Origin of the sequence: Duganella zoogloeoides (genome assembly GCF_034479515.1) — a bacterium.
Classification (GTDB): Bacteria; Pseudomonadota; Gammaproteobacteria; order Burkholderiales; family Burkholderiaceae_D; genus Rugamonas; species Rugamonas zoogloeoides.
Map to the genome: position 1 here is coordinate 3,216,148 of NZ_CP140152.1, position 16,064 is coordinate 3,232,211.

20 protein-coding genes are annotated in these 16,064 nt (G+C 57.5%); 5 read left to right on the top strand and 15 right to left on the bottom strand.

Annotated elements, in window-relative coordinates; genetic code table 11:
• Positions 1-3 precede the first annotated feature (3 nt).
• Both SR858_RS14100 and SR858_RS14105 read left to right on the top strand, forming a co-directional pair.
• Positions 4-2,388: a GH36-type glycosyl hydrolase domain-containing protein gene (locus tag SR858_RS14100; protein ID WP_322533636.1), complete on the top strand. Its 2,385-nt coding sequence runs from the start codon at positions 4-6 to the stop codon at positions 2,386-2,388.
• Between the two features lie 90 nt (positions 2,389-2,478).
• Positions 2,479-4,683, top strand: coding sequence for a glycoside hydrolase family 3 C-terminal domain-containing protein (locus tag SR858_RS14105; protein ID WP_051120262.1), 2,205 nt, complete (start codon positions 2,479-2,481; stop codon positions 4,681-4,683).
• A 51-nt stretch (positions 4,684-4,734) separates the two neighbouring features.
• On the opposite strand, the gene SR858_RS14110 is transcribed toward SR858_RS14105, so the two are convergent.
• Genes SR858_RS14110 through SR858_RS14125 form a run of 4 tightly spaced genes read right to left on the bottom strand, consistent with a single transcriptional unit; the run spans position 4,735 to position 7,026 of the window.
• Complete coding sequence (locus tag SR858_RS14110) at positions 4,735-5,601, bottom strand: hypothetical protein (protein WP_019919642.1); 867 nt, start codon at positions 5,599-5,601, stop codon at positions 4,735-4,737.
• Positions 5,602-5,604: 3 nt separating this feature from the next.
• Positions 5,605-6,279: a hypothetical protein gene (locus SR858_RS14115; RefSeq protein WP_019919643.1), complete on the bottom strand. Its 675-nt coding sequence runs from the start codon at positions 6,277-6,279 to the stop codon at positions 5,605-5,607.
• On the bottom strand, positions 6,279-6,602 hold the full coding sequence (locus SR858_RS14120; protein ID WP_051120244.1) for an RnfH family protein: 324 nt from the start codon (positions 6,600-6,602) through the stop codon (positions 6,279-6,281). The genes SR858_RS14115 and SR858_RS14120 overlap by 1 nt, the downstream gene beginning before the upstream one ends.
• Positions 6,577-7,026, bottom strand: a complete 450-nt coding sequence (locus SR858_RS14125; RefSeq protein WP_019919645.1) for a type II toxin-antitoxin system RatA family toxin — start codon at positions 7,024-7,026, stop codon at positions 6,577-6,579. The genes SR858_RS14120 and SR858_RS14125 overlap by 26 nt, the downstream gene beginning before the upstream one ends.
• A gap of 111 nt (positions 7,027-7,137) precedes the next feature.
• On the opposite strand from SR858_RS14125, the gene smpB reads away from it, so the two are divergent.
• Positions 7,138-7,587: an SsrA-binding protein SmpB gene (gene smpB / locus SR858_RS14130; RefSeq protein WP_019919646.1), complete on the top strand. Its 450-nt coding sequence runs from the start codon at positions 7,138-7,140 to the stop codon at positions 7,585-7,587.
• On the opposite strand, the gene SR858_RS14135 is transcribed toward smpB, so the two are convergent.
• The gene (locus tag SR858_RS14135; RefSeq protein ID WP_157094820.1) at positions 7,584-7,721 is read right to left on the bottom strand and encodes a hypothetical protein; all 138 of its coding nucleotides are present in this window, start codon (positions 7,719-7,721) and stop codon (positions 7,584-7,586) included. The genes smpB and SR858_RS14135 overlap by 4 nt on opposite strands.
• 79 nt (positions 7,722-7,800) lie before the next feature.
• Between SR858_RS14135 and SR858_RS14140 the strand changes: the two genes are divergently transcribed.
• Positions 7,801-8,454: a hypothetical protein gene (locus SR858_RS14140; RefSeq protein WP_154819739.1), complete on the top strand. Its 654-nt coding sequence runs from the start codon at positions 7,801-7,803 to the stop codon at positions 8,452-8,454.
• Entirely contained in the window at positions 8,455-9,009 is a 555-nt protein-coding gene (locus SR858_RS14145) for a FlgO family outer membrane protein (RefSeq protein WP_019919648.1), read from the top strand.
• Between the two features lie 40 nt (positions 9,010-9,049).
• On the opposite strand, the gene SR858_RS14150 is transcribed toward SR858_RS14145, so the two are convergent.
• The 10 genes from SR858_RS14150 to SR858_RS14195 all read right to left on the bottom strand — a co-directional run bounded on the left by SR858_RS14150 (position 9,050) and on the right by SR858_RS14195 (position 15,580).
• The gene (locus SR858_RS14150; RefSeq protein ID WP_019919649.1) at positions 9,050-9,904 is read right to left on the bottom strand and encodes an NAD-dependent protein deacetylase; all 855 of its coding nucleotides are present in this window, start codon (positions 9,902-9,904) and stop codon (positions 9,050-9,052) included.
• 184 nt (positions 9,905-10,088) lie between these two features.
• A complete protein-coding gene (locus SR858_RS14155; protein ID WP_019919650.1) occupies positions 10,089-10,532 on the bottom strand; it encodes a hypothetical protein in 444 nt (147 codons plus the stop codon).
• 201 nt (positions 10,533-10,733) lie between these two features.
• Positions 10,734-11,246, bottom strand: a complete 513-nt coding sequence (locus SR858_RS14160; RefSeq protein WP_154819687.1) for a hypothetical protein — start codon at positions 11,244-11,246, stop codon at positions 10,734-10,736.
• A 42-nt stretch (positions 11,247-11,288) separates the two neighbouring features.
• Complete coding sequence (locus SR858_RS14165) at positions 11,289-11,816, bottom strand: hypothetical protein (RefSeq protein WP_154819688.1); 528 nt, start codon at positions 11,814-11,816, stop codon at positions 11,289-11,291.
• A gap of 149 nt (positions 11,817-11,965) precedes the next feature.
• Positions 11,966-12,430 carry a hypothetical protein gene (locus tag SR858_RS14170; RefSeq protein WP_019919652.1) on the bottom strand — a complete coding sequence of 155 codons (465 nt, stop codon included), beginning with the start codon at positions 12,428-12,430 and terminating at the stop codon, positions 11,966-11,968.
• Between the two features lie 118 nt (positions 12,431-12,548).
• Positions 12,549-12,785, bottom strand: coding sequence for a hypothetical protein (locus SR858_RS14175; RefSeq protein ID WP_019919653.1), 237 nt, complete (start codon positions 12,783-12,785; stop codon positions 12,549-12,551).
• A 137-nt stretch (positions 12,786-12,922) separates the two neighbouring features.
• Entirely contained in the window at positions 12,923-13,345 is a 423-nt protein-coding gene (locus tag SR858_RS14180) for a GNAT family N-acetyltransferase (RefSeq protein WP_019919654.1), read from the bottom strand.
• Positions 13,346-13,809: 464 nt separating this feature from the next.
• Positions 13,810-14,301 carry a D-Ala-D-Ala carboxypeptidase family metallohydrolase gene (locus SR858_RS14185; RefSeq protein ID WP_154819689.1) on the bottom strand — a complete coding sequence of 164 codons (492 nt, stop codon included), beginning with the start codon at positions 14,299-14,301 and terminating at the stop codon, positions 13,810-13,812.
• A 288-nt stretch (positions 14,302-14,589) separates the two neighbouring features.
• A complete protein-coding gene (locus SR858_RS14190) occupies positions 14,590-14,988 on the bottom strand; it encodes a DUF7668 domain-containing protein (RefSeq protein WP_084669809.1) in 399 nt (132 codons plus the stop codon).
• A 55-nt stretch (positions 14,989-15,043) separates the two neighbouring features.
• The gene (locus tag SR858_RS14195) at positions 15,044-15,580 is read right to left on the bottom strand and encodes a DUF4304 domain-containing protein (protein ID WP_084669767.1); all 537 of its coding nucleotides are present in this window, start codon (positions 15,578-15,580) and stop codon (positions 15,044-15,046) included.
• Positions 15,581-16,064 lie beyond the last annotated feature (484 nt).

Genomic DNA, 16,064 nt, shown 5'->3' on the forward strand with positions numbered 1-16,064 from the left:
TTCATGTCACGCCCGATGTTAAGCCCAGCCGATGATGGCAACCGCTACGAACTGACCAGCCCCACGGCCATGCCGCGCGCGGGCGGCTTCCTGTGGAACCAGAAGATGATGATCCAGGTGACCTGCCGCGGTTACGCGGTGGCCCAGTTCATGCAGCCGGAACCGGCCAAGTATGCGCACGCGCCCAACCTCGAGGCCAAGACCTTCATGCAGCCGGAGCAGAATTACTACGCGCACCATCCGGGCCGCTTCTTCTACATCAAGGACGAGGAAACCGGCGAACTGTTTTCCGCGCCGTACGAGCCGGTGCGCGCGCCGGTCGACCGTTTCGCTTTCTCGGTCGGCAAGAACGACCTGGCCTGGACTGTCGAACACCTGGGCGTGCGGGTGGAACTCACCCTCTCCATTCCAACGGCGGACGTGGTGGAACTGTGGTCGCTGCGCGTGTCCGACCTGTCGGGCCGCGCACGCAAGCTCAGTGTGTACCCGTACTTCCCGATCGGCTACATGTCGTGGATGAACCAGTCGGGCGAGTACCGACCCGACCTCGGCGGCGTGGTGGCCAGCAGCGTGGCGCCGTACCAGAAGGTGGCCGACTACTTCAAGCAAAAAGACTTCAAGGACAAGACCTACTTCCTGTGCGAAGAAGCGCCCGACGCCTGGGAAGTACAGCAGCAGGCGTTCGAAGGCGAAGGCGGCCTGCATCGCCCCACCGCCATCGAGCTTGATCTGCTGGCCAACGGCGACGCCCGTTACGAAACCCCGGCCGCCGTGGTCCAGTACCGCCTGGCGCTGGACGCGAACGCCTCGCACGATTACCGCTTCGTCTTCGGCCCTGCCTTCGATGACGCCGAAATCGCCGCCGTGCGTGCGCGCTACCTGCACGCCGAAGGTTTCGACCGGGCCCGCGCCGACTACGCCGCCTACATCGCCAGCGGCACCGGCTGCCTGCGCATCGACACACCTGACAAGGAACTCGACAACTTCGTCAACCACTGGCTGCCGCGCCAGGTGTTCTACCACGGCGACGTCAATCGCCTGTCCACCGACCCGCAAACCCGCAACTACCTGCAAGACAATATGGGCATGAGCTTCATCAAGCCCGCCGTGATGCGGGCGGCGCTGCTGCATGCGCTGGCGCAGCAGGAAGCCAGCGGCGCGATGCCGGACGGGATCTTGCTGGTCGATGGGGCGGAACTCAAATACATCAACCAGGTGCCGCACACCGACCACTGCGTGTGGCTGCCGATCGCACTCAAGGTCTATCTCGACGAGACGGGCGACTACGACGTGCTGGCCGCCGCAGTGACCGGCAAGGACAGCGGCGTCACGCTGACCGTGGCCGAACGCATGCACGCCGCCATGGACTGGCTGCTGCAGGCGCGCGATGCACGCGGCCTCAGTTACATCGCCCAGGGCGACTGGTGCGACCCGATGAACATGGTGGGCTACAAGGGCAAAGGCGTGTCCGGCTGGCTGACGGTGGCCACCGCCTACGCACTCAACCTGTGGGCCGGGATGTGCGAGCAAGGCACTCACATCGACGGTGCATTGGCCGACAGGTCCAGGCACTTCCGCAGCGGCGCGCAAGCGGTCAATCGCGCCGCCAATGAGCACCTGTGGGACGGCGACTGGTACGCGCGCGGCATCACCGATGACAACGTGGTCTTCGGCGTCTCGAAAGATGTCGAAGGCCGCATCTACCTGAACCCGCAGGCCTGGGCCATGCTGGGCGGCGCGGCCAATGCGGGCCAGCGCGCATCGATCTTCGAGCAGGTGAAGCAGCAGTTGCACACGCCCTATGGGGTGGCCATGTTCGCGCCGCCGTACAGCGCCATGCGCGACGACGTGGGCCGCGTCACGCAAAAGCACCCGGGTTCGGCGGAGAATGGCGCGGTGTACAACCACGCGTCGATCTTCTACATCTACAGCCTGTACTCGGTGGGCGAAGGCGACCGCGCTTACGAACTGCTGCGCCAGATGATCCCCGGCCCCACCGAGGCAGACTACCTCCAGCGCGGCCAGCTGCCGGTGTTCATCCCCAACTACTATCGCGGCGCTTACCACCAGTACCCGCGCACGGCAGGCCGCTCGAGCCAGTTGTTCAATACCGGCACCGTGTCCTGGGTGTACCGCTGTTTCATCGAAGGCTTGTGCGGCTTGCAGGGCGAAATCGACGGCTTGCGCGTGGCGCCCCAACTGCCGAAACACTGGGATGGCATACGCGTCGTGCGCCAATTCCGGGATGCGACATTCCATGTAGTTATACAACGCGACGATATTCATGAAATCGTTGTCAAACTCGACGGAAAACGATTGCCTGATACGAAAGTGACAGGTATCGTTGCGGGTGGAGTACACGCGCTGGAAGTGACGATTCCGCGTTAAGGACAGCGCGTTTAAGACTGAAACTACACTACAAGGATAAACAAATTGAAGAAGCGTCTCTGGTTGTCGCTGGCCCTGGCCTACCCCCTCATGATGACTGGCGCGGCCCATGCCGCCCCCGAAACCAACCGCCCCTGGCTCGACGCCGCGCAGTCGCCGGACGCGCGTGCCGACCAGCTGGTCAAGGCGATGACGCTGGATGAAAAAATCCAGACCGTGTTCGGGTACTTCTCCACCGATTTCGAATCCAAGCAGTACCTGGCCCCGAAAGACGGCCGCAAGGACTCGGCCGGCTTCGTGCCCGGCATCGAGCGCCTCGGTTTGCCATCGCAATGGCAGGCCGATGCCGGCATGGGCGTGGCCACGCAAGCCGCTTCCAAGAACCCGGTCGAACGCACTTCCCTGCCCTCGGGCCTGTCCACCACCGCCACCTGGGATCGCAAGCTGGCGTTTGCCGGCGGCCACATGATCGGCAGCGAAGCGCGCATGAGCGGCTTTAACATCATGCTGGCCGGGAGCGTGAACCTGATGCGCGAACCGCGCAACGGCCGCAATTTCGAATACGGCGGCGAAGACCCGCTGCTGGCCGGCGTGATGGTCGGCGAGCAGATCCGCGGCATCCAGTCGAACCACATGGTCTCCACGCTCAAGCACTTCGCGTTCAACGACCAGGAAACCAACCGCAATCACATCAACGTCAAGATCGAAGACGCGGCCGGCCGCATGTCCGACCTGCTGGCCTTGCAGATCGCGATGGAAGTGGGCGATCCCGGCTCCGTCATGTGCGCGTACAACCGCGTGAACGGCCCGTACGCTTGCGAGAGCGATTACCTGCTCAATGAAGTACTGAAGAAAGACTGGGGCTTCAAGGGCTATGTGATGTCCGACTGGGGCGCCACCCATTCCACCATTCCGGCTGCCATGGCGGGCCTGGACCAGCAGTCGGGCCATCCGTTCGACAAGTCGGCGTACTTCAACGAGGCGCTCAAGGAGGCGGTGGTCAACGGCCACGTGCCGCAGTCGCGCCTTGACGACATGGTCAAGCGCATCACGCGCACCATGTTCGCCCACGGCCTGACCGAGCATCCGGTGAAAGCTGCCACCACCAAGGACGCCGGCATCGACTTTGCCGCCAACGGCAAGATCTCGCAGACCGGCGCCGAAGAAGGCATGGTCCTGCTCAAGAACAGCCGTGACATCCTGCCGCTGGCGGCCACCGTGCGTACCATCGCCATCATCGGCGGCCATGCCAACGTGGGCGTAATGTCTGGCGGCGGTTCGGCCCAGGTGTATCCGATCGGCCTGTCGCCGGTTCCGAACGAAGGTCCGCAATTCTTCCCGGGCCCGATGGTCTATCACCGCTCGTCGCCGATGCAGGAACTGGCGTCGCGCACCAAGGCCAAGATCAGCTACGCCGACGGCAAGGACCTCAAGGCGGCCGCCAAGCTGGCAGCAGCGTCCGACCTGGTGATCGTGTTCGGCAACCAGTGGACCGCCGAGAGCATCGACGCGCCGGACCTGAACCTTCCCAACAAGCAGGACGACCTGATCGCCGCCGTGGCCAAGGCCAACAGCAAGACCGTGGTGGTGCTGCAAACCGGTGGTCCAGTGGTGATGCCGTGGCTGAACAACGTGGCGGCCGTGCTGGAAGCCTGGTACCCGGGCACCAATGGCGGCGCCGCGATCGCGCGCGTGCTGACCGGCGAAGTCAATCCGAGCGGCCGCCTGCCGGCGACCTTCCCTGCCTCGGTGGCGCAGCTGCCGCGTCCCGTGATCGACGGCGACGCCGTGACCAAGGACGAGGACATCCTCAACAAGACCACCACCAACTACAACATCGAAGGCGCGGCGGTCGGCTACAAGTGGTTCGACCTGAAGGGGCACAAGCCGCTGTTCCCGTTCGGTTACGGCCTGTCGTACACCACGTTCGCCCTGTCCGACCTGGCGGCGAACAAGGCCGGCAAGGGCATCGAAGTGACCTTCAGCGTGAAAAACACCGGCAAGCGTGACGGCAAGGCGGTGGGACAGGTGTATATCGCGCCGGCAAAGGGCGGCTGGGAAGCGCCGAAGCGCCTGGGCGGCTGGGACAAGGTGGAAGTCAAAGCCGGTGAAACCGGCAAGGCCACCGTCAAGGTCGATCCGCGCCTGCTGGCCATGTACGACAGCGCCAGCAAGACCTGGAAGATCGCCCCGGGCGAGTACGTGGTAACGCTGGCCGACTCGGCAGGCGCCAAGCCGGCCGCCACGGTCAAGGTCAGCCTCGACGCGCAGACCGTGGATATCCACGGCAAGTAGGGACACTGGCTAGCAGCGCCAGACCGTTCGTCCACGACGGTCTGGCTGGCCCTACTCCTTGGGTGCCTGCCAGTTCACCGTGGTGTAGCCGACGCCATCGCGGTTCCAGACCTGGACCGTTGCATGGTACCTGGTGCCGGAAGGGCCGCTCATGAAATTAAGCTGGACCACACGATAGTTGTAGTCGCCCGCCACCTGCGCAGCTGCCAGTTGCTCGGCATATTGCGCGTCCGGCCCGTTGAGGGCCTTGAACAACCATACCTGTATCAGGATCGATCCCACCACGCCGACCGCGAGCGGAATGCGCATGTCCCAAGCGCGCCGGCCTTCGAACGCGCGCGCCGCTGCGATCCTCGGACTCCCCAGCTGGCACACCACCCATGCCGCGACAGCAATGGGAAACACCGTGATCAGCACCCCGCCGGCAAACTGCCACGGCGCCAACCGCAATTCCACCTCCAGCAAGTCGGGCGGTATAGCATACGCAGCCAACGCCGCAGCAACCATGCCGGGCAACGTCAGCCAGCCCAGCCAGCGCATCACCACCGCCACCCGCAGACTGCCGGTCAACAGCAGCAGGCCGAGAACGATGGTGGCGCCGAAATTGAACGAGAATGCGCCCGCCTGCGCCGGTACCTGCCAGATTCCGTAGGCTAGTTGGAGCAGCCCGGCGGCCACCAGTACCAGTGCAACACGCCGCATGACTGGCACATGGCCTGCAGGATCGGCCTTCGGCGCCCTCGCGGCGGCAGCGTTATCCGCATTGATTGCGCCAGCGCGCTCACGCTCCACCAGCAGGGCCTCGACCGCAGCGGCGCGTTCGGGAAAACGTTCGCGGTCGAGGCGCCCCAGCACCTGGCGCAACTGCGCCGCATCATACTTCGAGAAATCCGGCTCCTGCGCAAACTCGGTGCTCATCACTTACTTCTCTTTCCAGAAAACGTCCACGGTGTCGATCCGGTCCGCACGCCAGGCCTGCACCTTCGCTTCGACAAACGTGCCTTCCATATCGTCGCGCGGGGTGATCTTGGTGGCGTAGTAGTGGTATTCCTCGCCGTGCTTTTCTTTGGCCAGGAATTCGGCCTTGCGTACCAGGTCGGCATCGCGGCCCAGCTGGTGGCCGCCCAGCGCCAGCAATGCCAGCACCACGCCCACGCCCAGCGCCAGGTGGGCCGACGGCTCGCGCCGGCCGCTCGACAGGATGGCCGTGCGCACCGGCTGGCGCAGCAGTTCGGTGCGCAGCCAGTGCAGCACGGCGCAAAACAGCAGCAGCGGCAGCAGCACCGCCAGTTGCGCGCCGGGGTCGAGCTGCCATTGCGTGAGGGTCAGGTCGAACGGCTGCAGCAGCGTGAGCACAATCATCGCCAGCGCCAGCGGCAACAGCACGCTGGCGATCCAGACCAGGAAGAAGGCGGCGCGCAGGCTGCCGCGCACCAGGTAGATGCCGCCGACCAGGGCCGGGATGATCATGCTGTACGAGTAGTCGGCGCCGGTGGCGATGCGCCAGGCCATCCAGGCCAGTTCGAACGCGCACAGCGCAAGGAGGACCACGCCGGCGCGGCGCAGGATGGCAGGAGCAGGTTGTGTATCGGGCATCAGGAAGCGTTAGTGACGGGGGGATTCTTGCGGCGGCGCCGCGCGTTCTTGGGATCGGCGATCAGGGGCCGGTAGAGTTCCACCCGGTCGTGGGGCCGTAAAGGTGTATCGGGCGGCTTTTTCTTGCCGTAAATGCCGGTCTGCAGGGTCGCCAAGTCGATGCCGGGTACCTCGACGGCCACGCCGGACAGGGCCAGCGCCTGCTCGATGGTGGTACCGGGCGCCACCTGCAACGCGCGCAGGAACTGCACGGTGTCGCTGGCATAGCAGACTTCGACGGTAAAGGTGGCAGCCGTATCAACCACCGATGGGAGCGTTGCCATAAACCGTCTCCGCGCGCTTGCAGAAGGAATCGACCATGCTGTTGGCGATCATGCCAAATACCGGGCCCACCAGCTTGTCGAGGATGGTGCTGGAAAATTCGTAGCGCAGGTCGAGCTCGATCTTGCAGGCGTCTTCGCGCAGGGCCTTGAACGTCCACACGCCGTCGAGGCATTTGAATGGACCATCGACGAGCTTCATGCGGATCGACTCGAACGGCACGTTGTCGTTGGCGGTGGTAAAACTCTGCTTGACGCCGTGGTAGTTGATGCCGACGCTGGCTACCGTGCGGTTTTCAGTGCGCTCGCGGATATCGACGCCACCGCACCACGGCAGGAATTTGGGATAGTCTTCGATGCGTGCCACCAGTTCGAACATCTGCTGGGCGCTATAACCGAGGAAAACTGATTTGTGCACTACTGCCATTGTCTAACCATTTGCTATGATGTGGAAATAAGATGCTTCAAGCCGTAATTTTATACGCGAAACCGAAATTTAACCGACCCGGTACGGGTTTATCGTTGATTTACCGAATTCATGACCATAGCAGATAATAAAAAAGCATTTTTTGACTACTTCATCGAGGACCGTTTCGAAGCCGGCATCGTGCTCGAAGGTTGGGAAGTCAAAGCCATCCGCGACGCCCGCGTGCAGATCAAGGAAGCTTACGTCACCATCCGAGGAGACGAGCTGTTCCTGTTCGGCGCCCACATCAGCGCCCTGCCCACCGCCTCCACCCACATCAGCCCCGAAGCCGTGCGCACCCGCAAGCTGCTGCTGCACCGCGCCCAGATCGACAAGCTGATCGGCAAAGTGGAGCGCTCCGGCTACACGCTGGTGCCGCTCAACCTGCACTACAAGGAAGGCCGCGTGAAATGCGAAATCGGCCTGGCCAAGGGCAAGAAGCAGCACGACAAGCGCGCCACCGAGAAAGATCGCGATGGCAAACGCGAAGTGGCGGCCGCCATGAAGACCCACAATCGTTAAACAGTTGCAATGTTGACGCGCCATTGTTGCGCGCCCATGACAGAACCCGGCCACGCGCCGGGTTTTTTATAGCCCTGGTAATTTCCAACAAGAAACATCCATGTTACACTTGGCGCAGATGATTTGTCATTCATGGCCTGCGCTCGTGCGGCGTGGAGACGTGACAAAAGCTACTTTTTGACAATGAGGCAACAAATGGCGCTGAAACTCGCAATGGCTGTCGCAGCCGGTTTGATCCTGTCGGGATGCGCGACCCGCTACACGCCCGCGCCGCTGGCGGCCAACTTCCCGTCCACCAAGCAGGCCAAGCTGCAAGCAACCTACCATTGGGGCATCGTCGCCAACGCGGTCGAACGGCAACTGGCGGTGGAACTGAAAAAAACGCCTACGCGCCCGGTGTTCATCAATATCCCCGCCGAACCTAACCCGTTCCAGCGCGCGCTGGCTACCCAGCTGATCACGGCGCTGGTGAACGACGGCTTCACGGTGGCGCGCGCGCCGGCCGGCGCCCTCAAGATCGACCTCGACGTGCAAGCACTGACCTTTGCCGCCAACCGTCCACAGTACCGGCGCAACTTCGGCCAGCGCTTCCCGCTGGCGGGCGGCGTCTGGATGGCGCAGGAGCTGACCGCGCCGCATGTGGAAAACGAACCGATCGATCCGCTCGATTCCGAATTTGCGCCCGGCGCCACGCCGCGCACCGAGATCATCGTCACCATTTCGGTGTCGGACCAGTACCGCTACCTGGCGCGCAGCACGTCAGCCTATTACGTGGCCGATGCCGACTACGCGCTGTACGGCGTGACCGAGCCGGAACCTGAAAACACCAAACTGACGCGCGTATTCAAAGTACGCGGCGACCTGTAAATGCCGATGACCAAACTGGCTAGCGCCCTCCTGCTCACCCTGCCGCTGCTGCTGTCGGCATGCGCCACCAACAAGGACAAGCAACAGCGCGATTACACCACCGTCTCGTCCAACCAGTTCATCGAGGCCAACTATAAGGCGGCCGATTCGCTGATGCGCCAGCTGACCGGCAAGCTGGCCAGCGACAAGCCGCTGATCATGGCCACCCTGGTCAATATCGACGAGCTGGAACAGACCACCACGCTGGGCCGGCTGGTATCGGAACAGCTGTCCACGCGCCTGGCGCAGGGCGGCCTGTCGATGGTGGAAATGAAATTGCGCAGCAATGTCTATCTGAAGCGCAACCAGGGCGAACTGATGCTCACCCGCGAAATCGGCGAAGTGGCCACGGCCCACAATGCGCAAGCGATCGTGGTGGGCTCGTATGCCGAGACCAGCGACATGGTGTTCATCAACGTCAAGGTGATTCAGCCGAATACCAATTTCGTGCTGGCCGGGCAGGACTATGTGCTGGCCAAGGAAGCGGTCGTCCGCTCCATGCTTCAGCGTAATTAAAGTCAACCCGGATTCCCGCCTGCGCGGCGGTCCAATATTATTACAGCAGCAACGGCAATACCTCGACTGCGGACGCTTCCACCTTCAGGCCGATCAGCTCATCGGCCCGCGTCTTGCCCAGGTTGATGGCCGCGATCGGCTTGCCGGCAGCAGCCGCCAGCTTGCAGAACCGGTAGCCCGAAAACACCATCAGCGACGATCCCACCACCAGCAAGGCATCGGCCTGGTCGGCCAGCGCCAGCGCGCGCGCCGTGCGCTCTGCGGGAATATTGTCTCCAAAGAAAATAACATCGGGTTGCAGTGCGCCGCCGCACTGCGCGCAGACCGGCATGTGAAAATCCTGGCCGTTCAGTTCCAGCTCGGCGTCGCCGTCGGGCCGTGCTTCCGGCACCACGCCATCGACCGGTCCGGTGTGGACCATGTGCGGATTCTCGCGCGCCAGCCAGGCCTGGATTGCATCGCGCGGATGGACCGTGCGGCAATCGAGGCACACCACGCCGTGGATATTGCCATGCAGTTCGATAACCTTCTGGCTGCCGGCGCGGTAATGCAGGCCATCGACGTTCTGGGTGATGACGGCGTCGATGCGCCCCGCCGCTTCCAGTTCGGCCAGCGCGTAGTGGCCGATATTGGGCGCCGCCTTCGACATCACCGGCCAGCCGGCCATGCTGCGCGCCCAGTAGCGGCGCTGCACGGCCACGTCGCGGCGGAAGTCTGGCCCCTGGATCGGCGCCCGGCCACGCCGCACGCCGTCCTTGTCGCGATAATCGGGTATGCCGGACGCTGTGGACAGGCCGGCGCCGGTCAGCACCAGCACGCGGCGGTGCTGGTGTAAAAAGGTCTGGATCTGGTCGATTTGAGCAGTGAGATCGGGATGGAGGTTCATGGCCGTCATGTTAGCACCATGGCGGTCCGACCGTGGCTGGCGGCCGCCGCCGGGCCACCATCCCTCCGATGATCAGCGGGTCAACTGCGGCGCATGAAGAAGACCGCGTTTCACCCGCTGTGGGTGCAAACTGACAGGTTACTGACGCTCGTCGAGGCACGGGAGACGCGCACCTTGCCGGACTACCTGAATTTTACGACTGGGCGCTGTCGCCCCAAAGCAGTCGTTGGCCATCGTGTGTCAATGCATAAACCTTGGCGGGCCAGATTGCGTCACGAATCTCGGGTTCATGCTTCGAAAAAACGCTGACGCATGCACCAGCGGTCACGATGATCCACTCACGTTGCTTCTCGGTGTAGCCCAAGCGCACTTCTTCTTCCTTCGCCCAGCCACCATCGAAGACCTCAAGGACGGGATAACCTGAAGGAAAGTCCCCAGACATCCAATACTCCGCTAGCGGGACTTCGTCCAAAAGCCTAAAGCCATCAACCTGGGAAAATGTAACCTCGACGCCGTCATCCCTGTTGCGGTTTCGAAGGACGCGTATCGACAAGCGGCCGTCGTAGGAAACCGAGTGGATGTCTGCGCCCCAGTCAAATTGCTCTTGGCATCCAAATGGCCGCGCTTTGATTGGCATATATGTCGTCTCTATAAGGCTTGATGTGCGTGGTACAACGATTATGGAGATACGGCCGGGCAGTCGATGGGCAACGACCGCTCCTGGCCGTTCTCGGCCGGTCAGACCAGCATAGCATGTTACCGTTGCGAAAACATCAATGTCTACCCCGACACGCCGTTGTCGTCCCAAAGCTGACATCCTCAACAAAAGGCAGTGATCTTATGAAACCCATGTCAACCTTTCTTCGATGACTAGCCATTTGCCGCCGCGCTTTTCTAGCTGGTATACGTGGCCCGATCCATTTTCCGCGCCACGGAAATATCTGCCTGTAATGGCCATACTTGTATCGGTTTTCCAAGTCACTCCCTCTACCGACAGCACTAACCCAGGGCTATTCGAACCCTTCACAACAACACCGTACCCTCTGTTGTAATCACAGTCGGACCCCTTTCGTACTTTATGACGCCCATCGTTAAGACGTTGGATCAATTCCTGCGGCGGGTCTGATTTGGTTTCTGCGGAAGTGTCAATAAATTCGACACAGAAGGTATCGACACCATCTGCAGATGCAAACTCACTACTCGTCAGCTGATAACGAACAACCGCTTCCCTAGCGGCGAGCACGTCCTCGGGCGTACCAGCTTTTCCAGCAATAAGCAAAAGCGGTGGAAGTGCAAGAAAAAGCGCAAGTGTAATTACAAAGTAGCTGCGCAGCGTTAAAATCGAAAACATATGCCCTGTCTGGAAAAGTGAGCTAGCGTCCGCTCCTGGCCGTTATAGGACGGTGCCTGAATCCGCCAACACTGAAAATTTCCGCCATCCACCAGGAGGGTCCCACTCGCCCTCGCCGTCGAATTGTCTGGAGTTTGCGGCATGCAATAGCACTCCGTCAATGCCGAGATTTTTCCGCACCCAAAGCAATTCACCCGTCCTCGAGAACGCTAGCGCTTCTGAGGCGGATGTAACGAGTACGGAAAATTTTGTGGGTAGATTTTCAAAATCGCCACCATCGTACATATGGCCAAAATAGCCATCGAGTTGATGGCTAACTACCGCACCGGCCTTCACGTCTAAAATAAATACATATTGACCAAAGCCGATAAATATGAGGTTGCCTACATATCGAACATCTTGGAAGCATGAGTATCCGGCGCTGGATAGCACGTTCACTCGGGTTCGTAAACCGTCACTATCGAAAATGGCAACGCTTGCAGCAACGGCAGTATCAAACTTATCACCGCCAACAGCAAAGACGCGGTCGTATTGCCCTTCGTCGAATTTGTCTTTGAAATGAATTTCCATATTTTAATTTTATAGGTCACGGTCCGCTGCTGGCCGTTCTCGGCCGGTCGCGCCAACTTACCATGTTGCCGTTGCGAAAACATCATGATCTGCCCCGACATGCCGTTGTCGCCCCTTAGCGGAAGTTCGTCAAAAGAGACTTTTTTTAATTATTTAAGCGAGTTATTTGTCCCGTGGCTTACCTTTTGCTGGCGCATTATTGACTGAATTTTTTCTGTCAATTCATCCATCTGAAAATCTTCAATCACATGCGTGCCACTTGGGTCACCAATACCAGTATCTTTGCGCCCTTTAAATATGATGTAGTTCCACGAGACCGTCATACCTATCCCGCAGTCGCTACGCCCCAAGCCCGTTGTGAGTGTGATTTCCTTAGATTGCACTCCGCCTTTAATAATCTTTTTTACTTCAAACCGTCCCTGTATCCATGGCCATTTACGATGGTTATCGACAGGCATGACTTTCGCCTCACGAAGATTCGCGATGAATATTTCCTCCGCTTTTTCAACCTGCTGCTCAAGTGAAAACACCGGAACCTTGCAAGCTGATGCATTTAATGTCGCTAACATGAACAGGACAGCCAAAAGGTAATTCTTCATACTTTCTTGCTTCATTTAAAGGGCTCCTGCTGGCCGATGGCGGCCGTCACAATGCTAGGATAGCAGCTTGCCCAGTTGCAAAACTCACCAATTCTCACATTAGACCGAAGTCGCCCCAAAGCGGCCGTACATATCATTCTTGATCCGACTTTTTCTGGAAACGATCGCCATCCGGATCCAGATCTCTGTGTTCGCGAACAACTGGAAGTTGAAGTTTGAACCAGAGGTGTCCCATCATCTCGGCAAGGCCACGCAAGTGCGCAGTCCGCTCGTCTTCCGGCATTGTGCGAATGACGCTATCGGCTCCATTGAGAGCCTCTCCAATGCCTCTGTAGGCATCCATAAGCTTCTGCGCGGTTGAATGGTCCATTTTTACCCTAACAATTTTTCTAGTTAATTACTCGACCTGATCCGAAAATCTAACGGCCGCTCTTGGCCGGTTGCCGTCGATGCGAAATTCCGTCCTTAGCCGCCGGTTCCTTCTATGTTGGAATCGCGGTCAGCCCGTTAAAGGCTCTTGGTCATGAATACGCGACTGATACCCGGCCGGGTGGCAATTTCGCCAAAACTCACCCACCCGTTTTTTTCATAAAAACCAGGGGCCTGAAAACTGATCGTGTAAAGTACCGCAGCGCTGCATCCACGATCTCTAGCCTCGTCTTCGAATGCCCTAAGGATTTTTGTCCCGAGTCCAGAACCGCGCAGCGAACTCGGCAGATAGAAAAGGTCGAGAAAAGCCAGTCCCAAGGAGGTTCTTCCAATAGCGCCTCCCAGCACTTCGTTGCTCGTGGAGTCTCTCACGATTACATTGAGTGTGCGTCGGTCACTCAGGCCAGCGGCGTGCTCATTAAATTCGTTCAAACCTTTGCCGAGAATTACTTCAAATTCCGAGTCTGCATTCTCGGTGACCACGATTATCTTATCCTCCAAAGGATACCTTTCTTATTCCATTGTCTTTATTATCAACATCATTTGTCTGACTGCTCTTGGTCGACATAAGACATATCAGTAAGTACCAAGAAGCGTATATTTAATTTTTCTTACTAAACCAATAGATCTCAGCTACGACATAGAAGACAATGACAAGAAAAATTCCGAACATGATTTCGACACAGCTTGCCAGGGATATTTGCCCATCGCGCCAATACATAATTCCAACGTTGATTATGAACACCAAAAAAATCATCCAGAATTGACGTTTCAGAACATCTATTAAAGCGAATTTCATTTTATTCATTTAATTTGACTTTCGATAATTTTTACGTCCGCTACTGGCCGATTTCAGACACCCGCGCGGTCCATCTTTCAAAACCTCAAATATTCGCTACTTTTCTTTCGTTCAGAAATTCAGCATAGAACTCCTCGTGGGAACCGGCGAAATTTGGCATCCCTGGTCATGTTAAAATTCCCTTTGGCGCAACATAGCTTGATATCGTCTTCTCCGGGTGCTCATTCCATGAAACATTGAAGGCAGCGAGCTTGGGAAAAAATTCCATAGATGAATAGCTGGAAATGTTGTCATGCACCCACCAAGCAAGCGCGCTCCAATTATCTGTCCGTTCGTAGTAAGGAATAAAAGAATTAACTACAATACACGCAGTTGCCCCTATGTTTCCACTTTTTACATCTCTCCTATCCCATATATGTCTCGCATAATTTGCTTCGTTCCGGGCGCAATTATATTGATTACTATTTTCTGCGCCTTTGGCGTTTACCGCACTTGACCTATAACCGGAACGAATACTAATGCGCCCAAACGCTTCTTGAATTGGCTCAAGTACATTTTCACAAAGCTGCTTTCCAGCCAGCACCGCAAGCTCTGGGTCATCTGGTATGTTAGGTATATTTTCAATCTGTGATATTTCCGAATATAGAAAGTCACGCATAAAAATGAATTCGACAACCGTATACGACCAAAATCTTCCAGGCTTTTTACGGATTTTAGTTTATTCGATTTATTTTCCGTCCCAATAATATTTCCAGTTTTTTAGGCATCACATCAAGGTTCAGTTGGCCGGTGAAGGTCCTAACGAACGGCGGCTTCTGGCCGAACGCGGCCGATGGTGCCAGGATACATCCTGCTCATCCGAGAAGTGCCCGCACTATGACGCCGCAGACAGAAAAATTCCGACGCGGATATTGCTCTATTGAAATAAGTAAACTTACTCCGGAGATTATGGTACATACACCATGTGAATCTCAATCTTAAATCCGTGACTTGTTTCATTGACACGAGCGCTCAATAATAAATCACTCGAGCCTTCTTCGTTGGTATACAAATCTACTAGCACATCCCAATGGTTTCCTGTCCATATGCAGACGGAAGAATTCCAGGTCTCGTCAGGTAGCGATTTCAAAGTTGCGCCATAGTCGCTCAGATAGGATTGAATCTGACTAGCGGCTTCTTCCGAAACAGTATCTACACCGGCCACACCACCATGTAAGAGGTAGTCACCCCTAACAAATGCATCTACTATTTGGCAGAAAGCCAGTCTCCATACTGTAGGAATTGGGCGCTCTGACGTCTCATTCTTAATTGCAGCAACCTCAACATTTAATTTGTTTTCGTTCATTTTGCACCAAAATCTGAATGGCTGCTCCTGGCCGAAGTCAGCCAGCACATGTAAGCTAGACAGCGGCGCTTTTTACCGCCTTCAAATCATAAATCAAACCAGTAGCGCGGTCTCCGGCAATACTTAGACCATACTCTACTAGCGCAGCCGCAGAGTCGCGACGTCCTAAAGCCAATGCTGCTCTGGACAAGTGCAGCGCAGCTCGCGCATTTGTGGTCCCCGCGCTGAATTTCTGAATCAGCTGTTCAACACTATCTTCAAAAATTGCTGTCCGCAACGTACGCACCCGCCCAAAGAATTCCGACTGCGCCGCATCAATTGCACAGGTCAAATCAAAAACCGATTCGCCTGATAGGCTCCAATGCCATTCGCTACCAACCCGCATCCTCATGATGCACTCGTGTTCCTTTATCGTAGGCAGAGCAGCATCGCCCTCTGCCGGGACAAATGCAGGTTGTGCCCCCAGATTCACGAAAAAAACATCTCCATTACGGCTACCTTGGATATTTATAACGAAAACATAGTCGTTTTCAATTTTCCTGAAATTTTGGCCTGAGCCTTTAAATCCACGCGCTCTGATGAAGGAACCCAGCTCTTTCTAAACGTCTTTCAATTTTGCTCCTACAGAGATATGGAATTAACCAAACTATGACCGCAATTGGCCGAGAACGGTATCTATTAAGATTTCATTGCTCGGCCCAAGTAATATCGGAAGTCCTTGTTTGTTCCGGCAACCAATAAGCGAGGACGTCGAGCGCTTGCTCTAGTGATATGCCATCAGAAATAAACCCTCGATGCTCATGGACAGTTATTGTAGCTTGACCTTTCGAGTCAACTTCGCAATTGAAGTTTCCGAAGTCAATGCCTTCGCCAAGACACGCGACAAAAAGTTCGGAACACGGTTTCAAGTTGACTTTTGCAAACTCAAGCACTTGATCGATTTCTCCCAGCCGCTGCGTTAGGCGGATAGGAGGATTCCCGAAACTCTCGTACTCAATTCTGTAATGGGTGCCAGATCTCATTTGCTCAATCTACATTACCAATGTCTGTTCATGGCCGGTAGCCGCCTCTAAGAT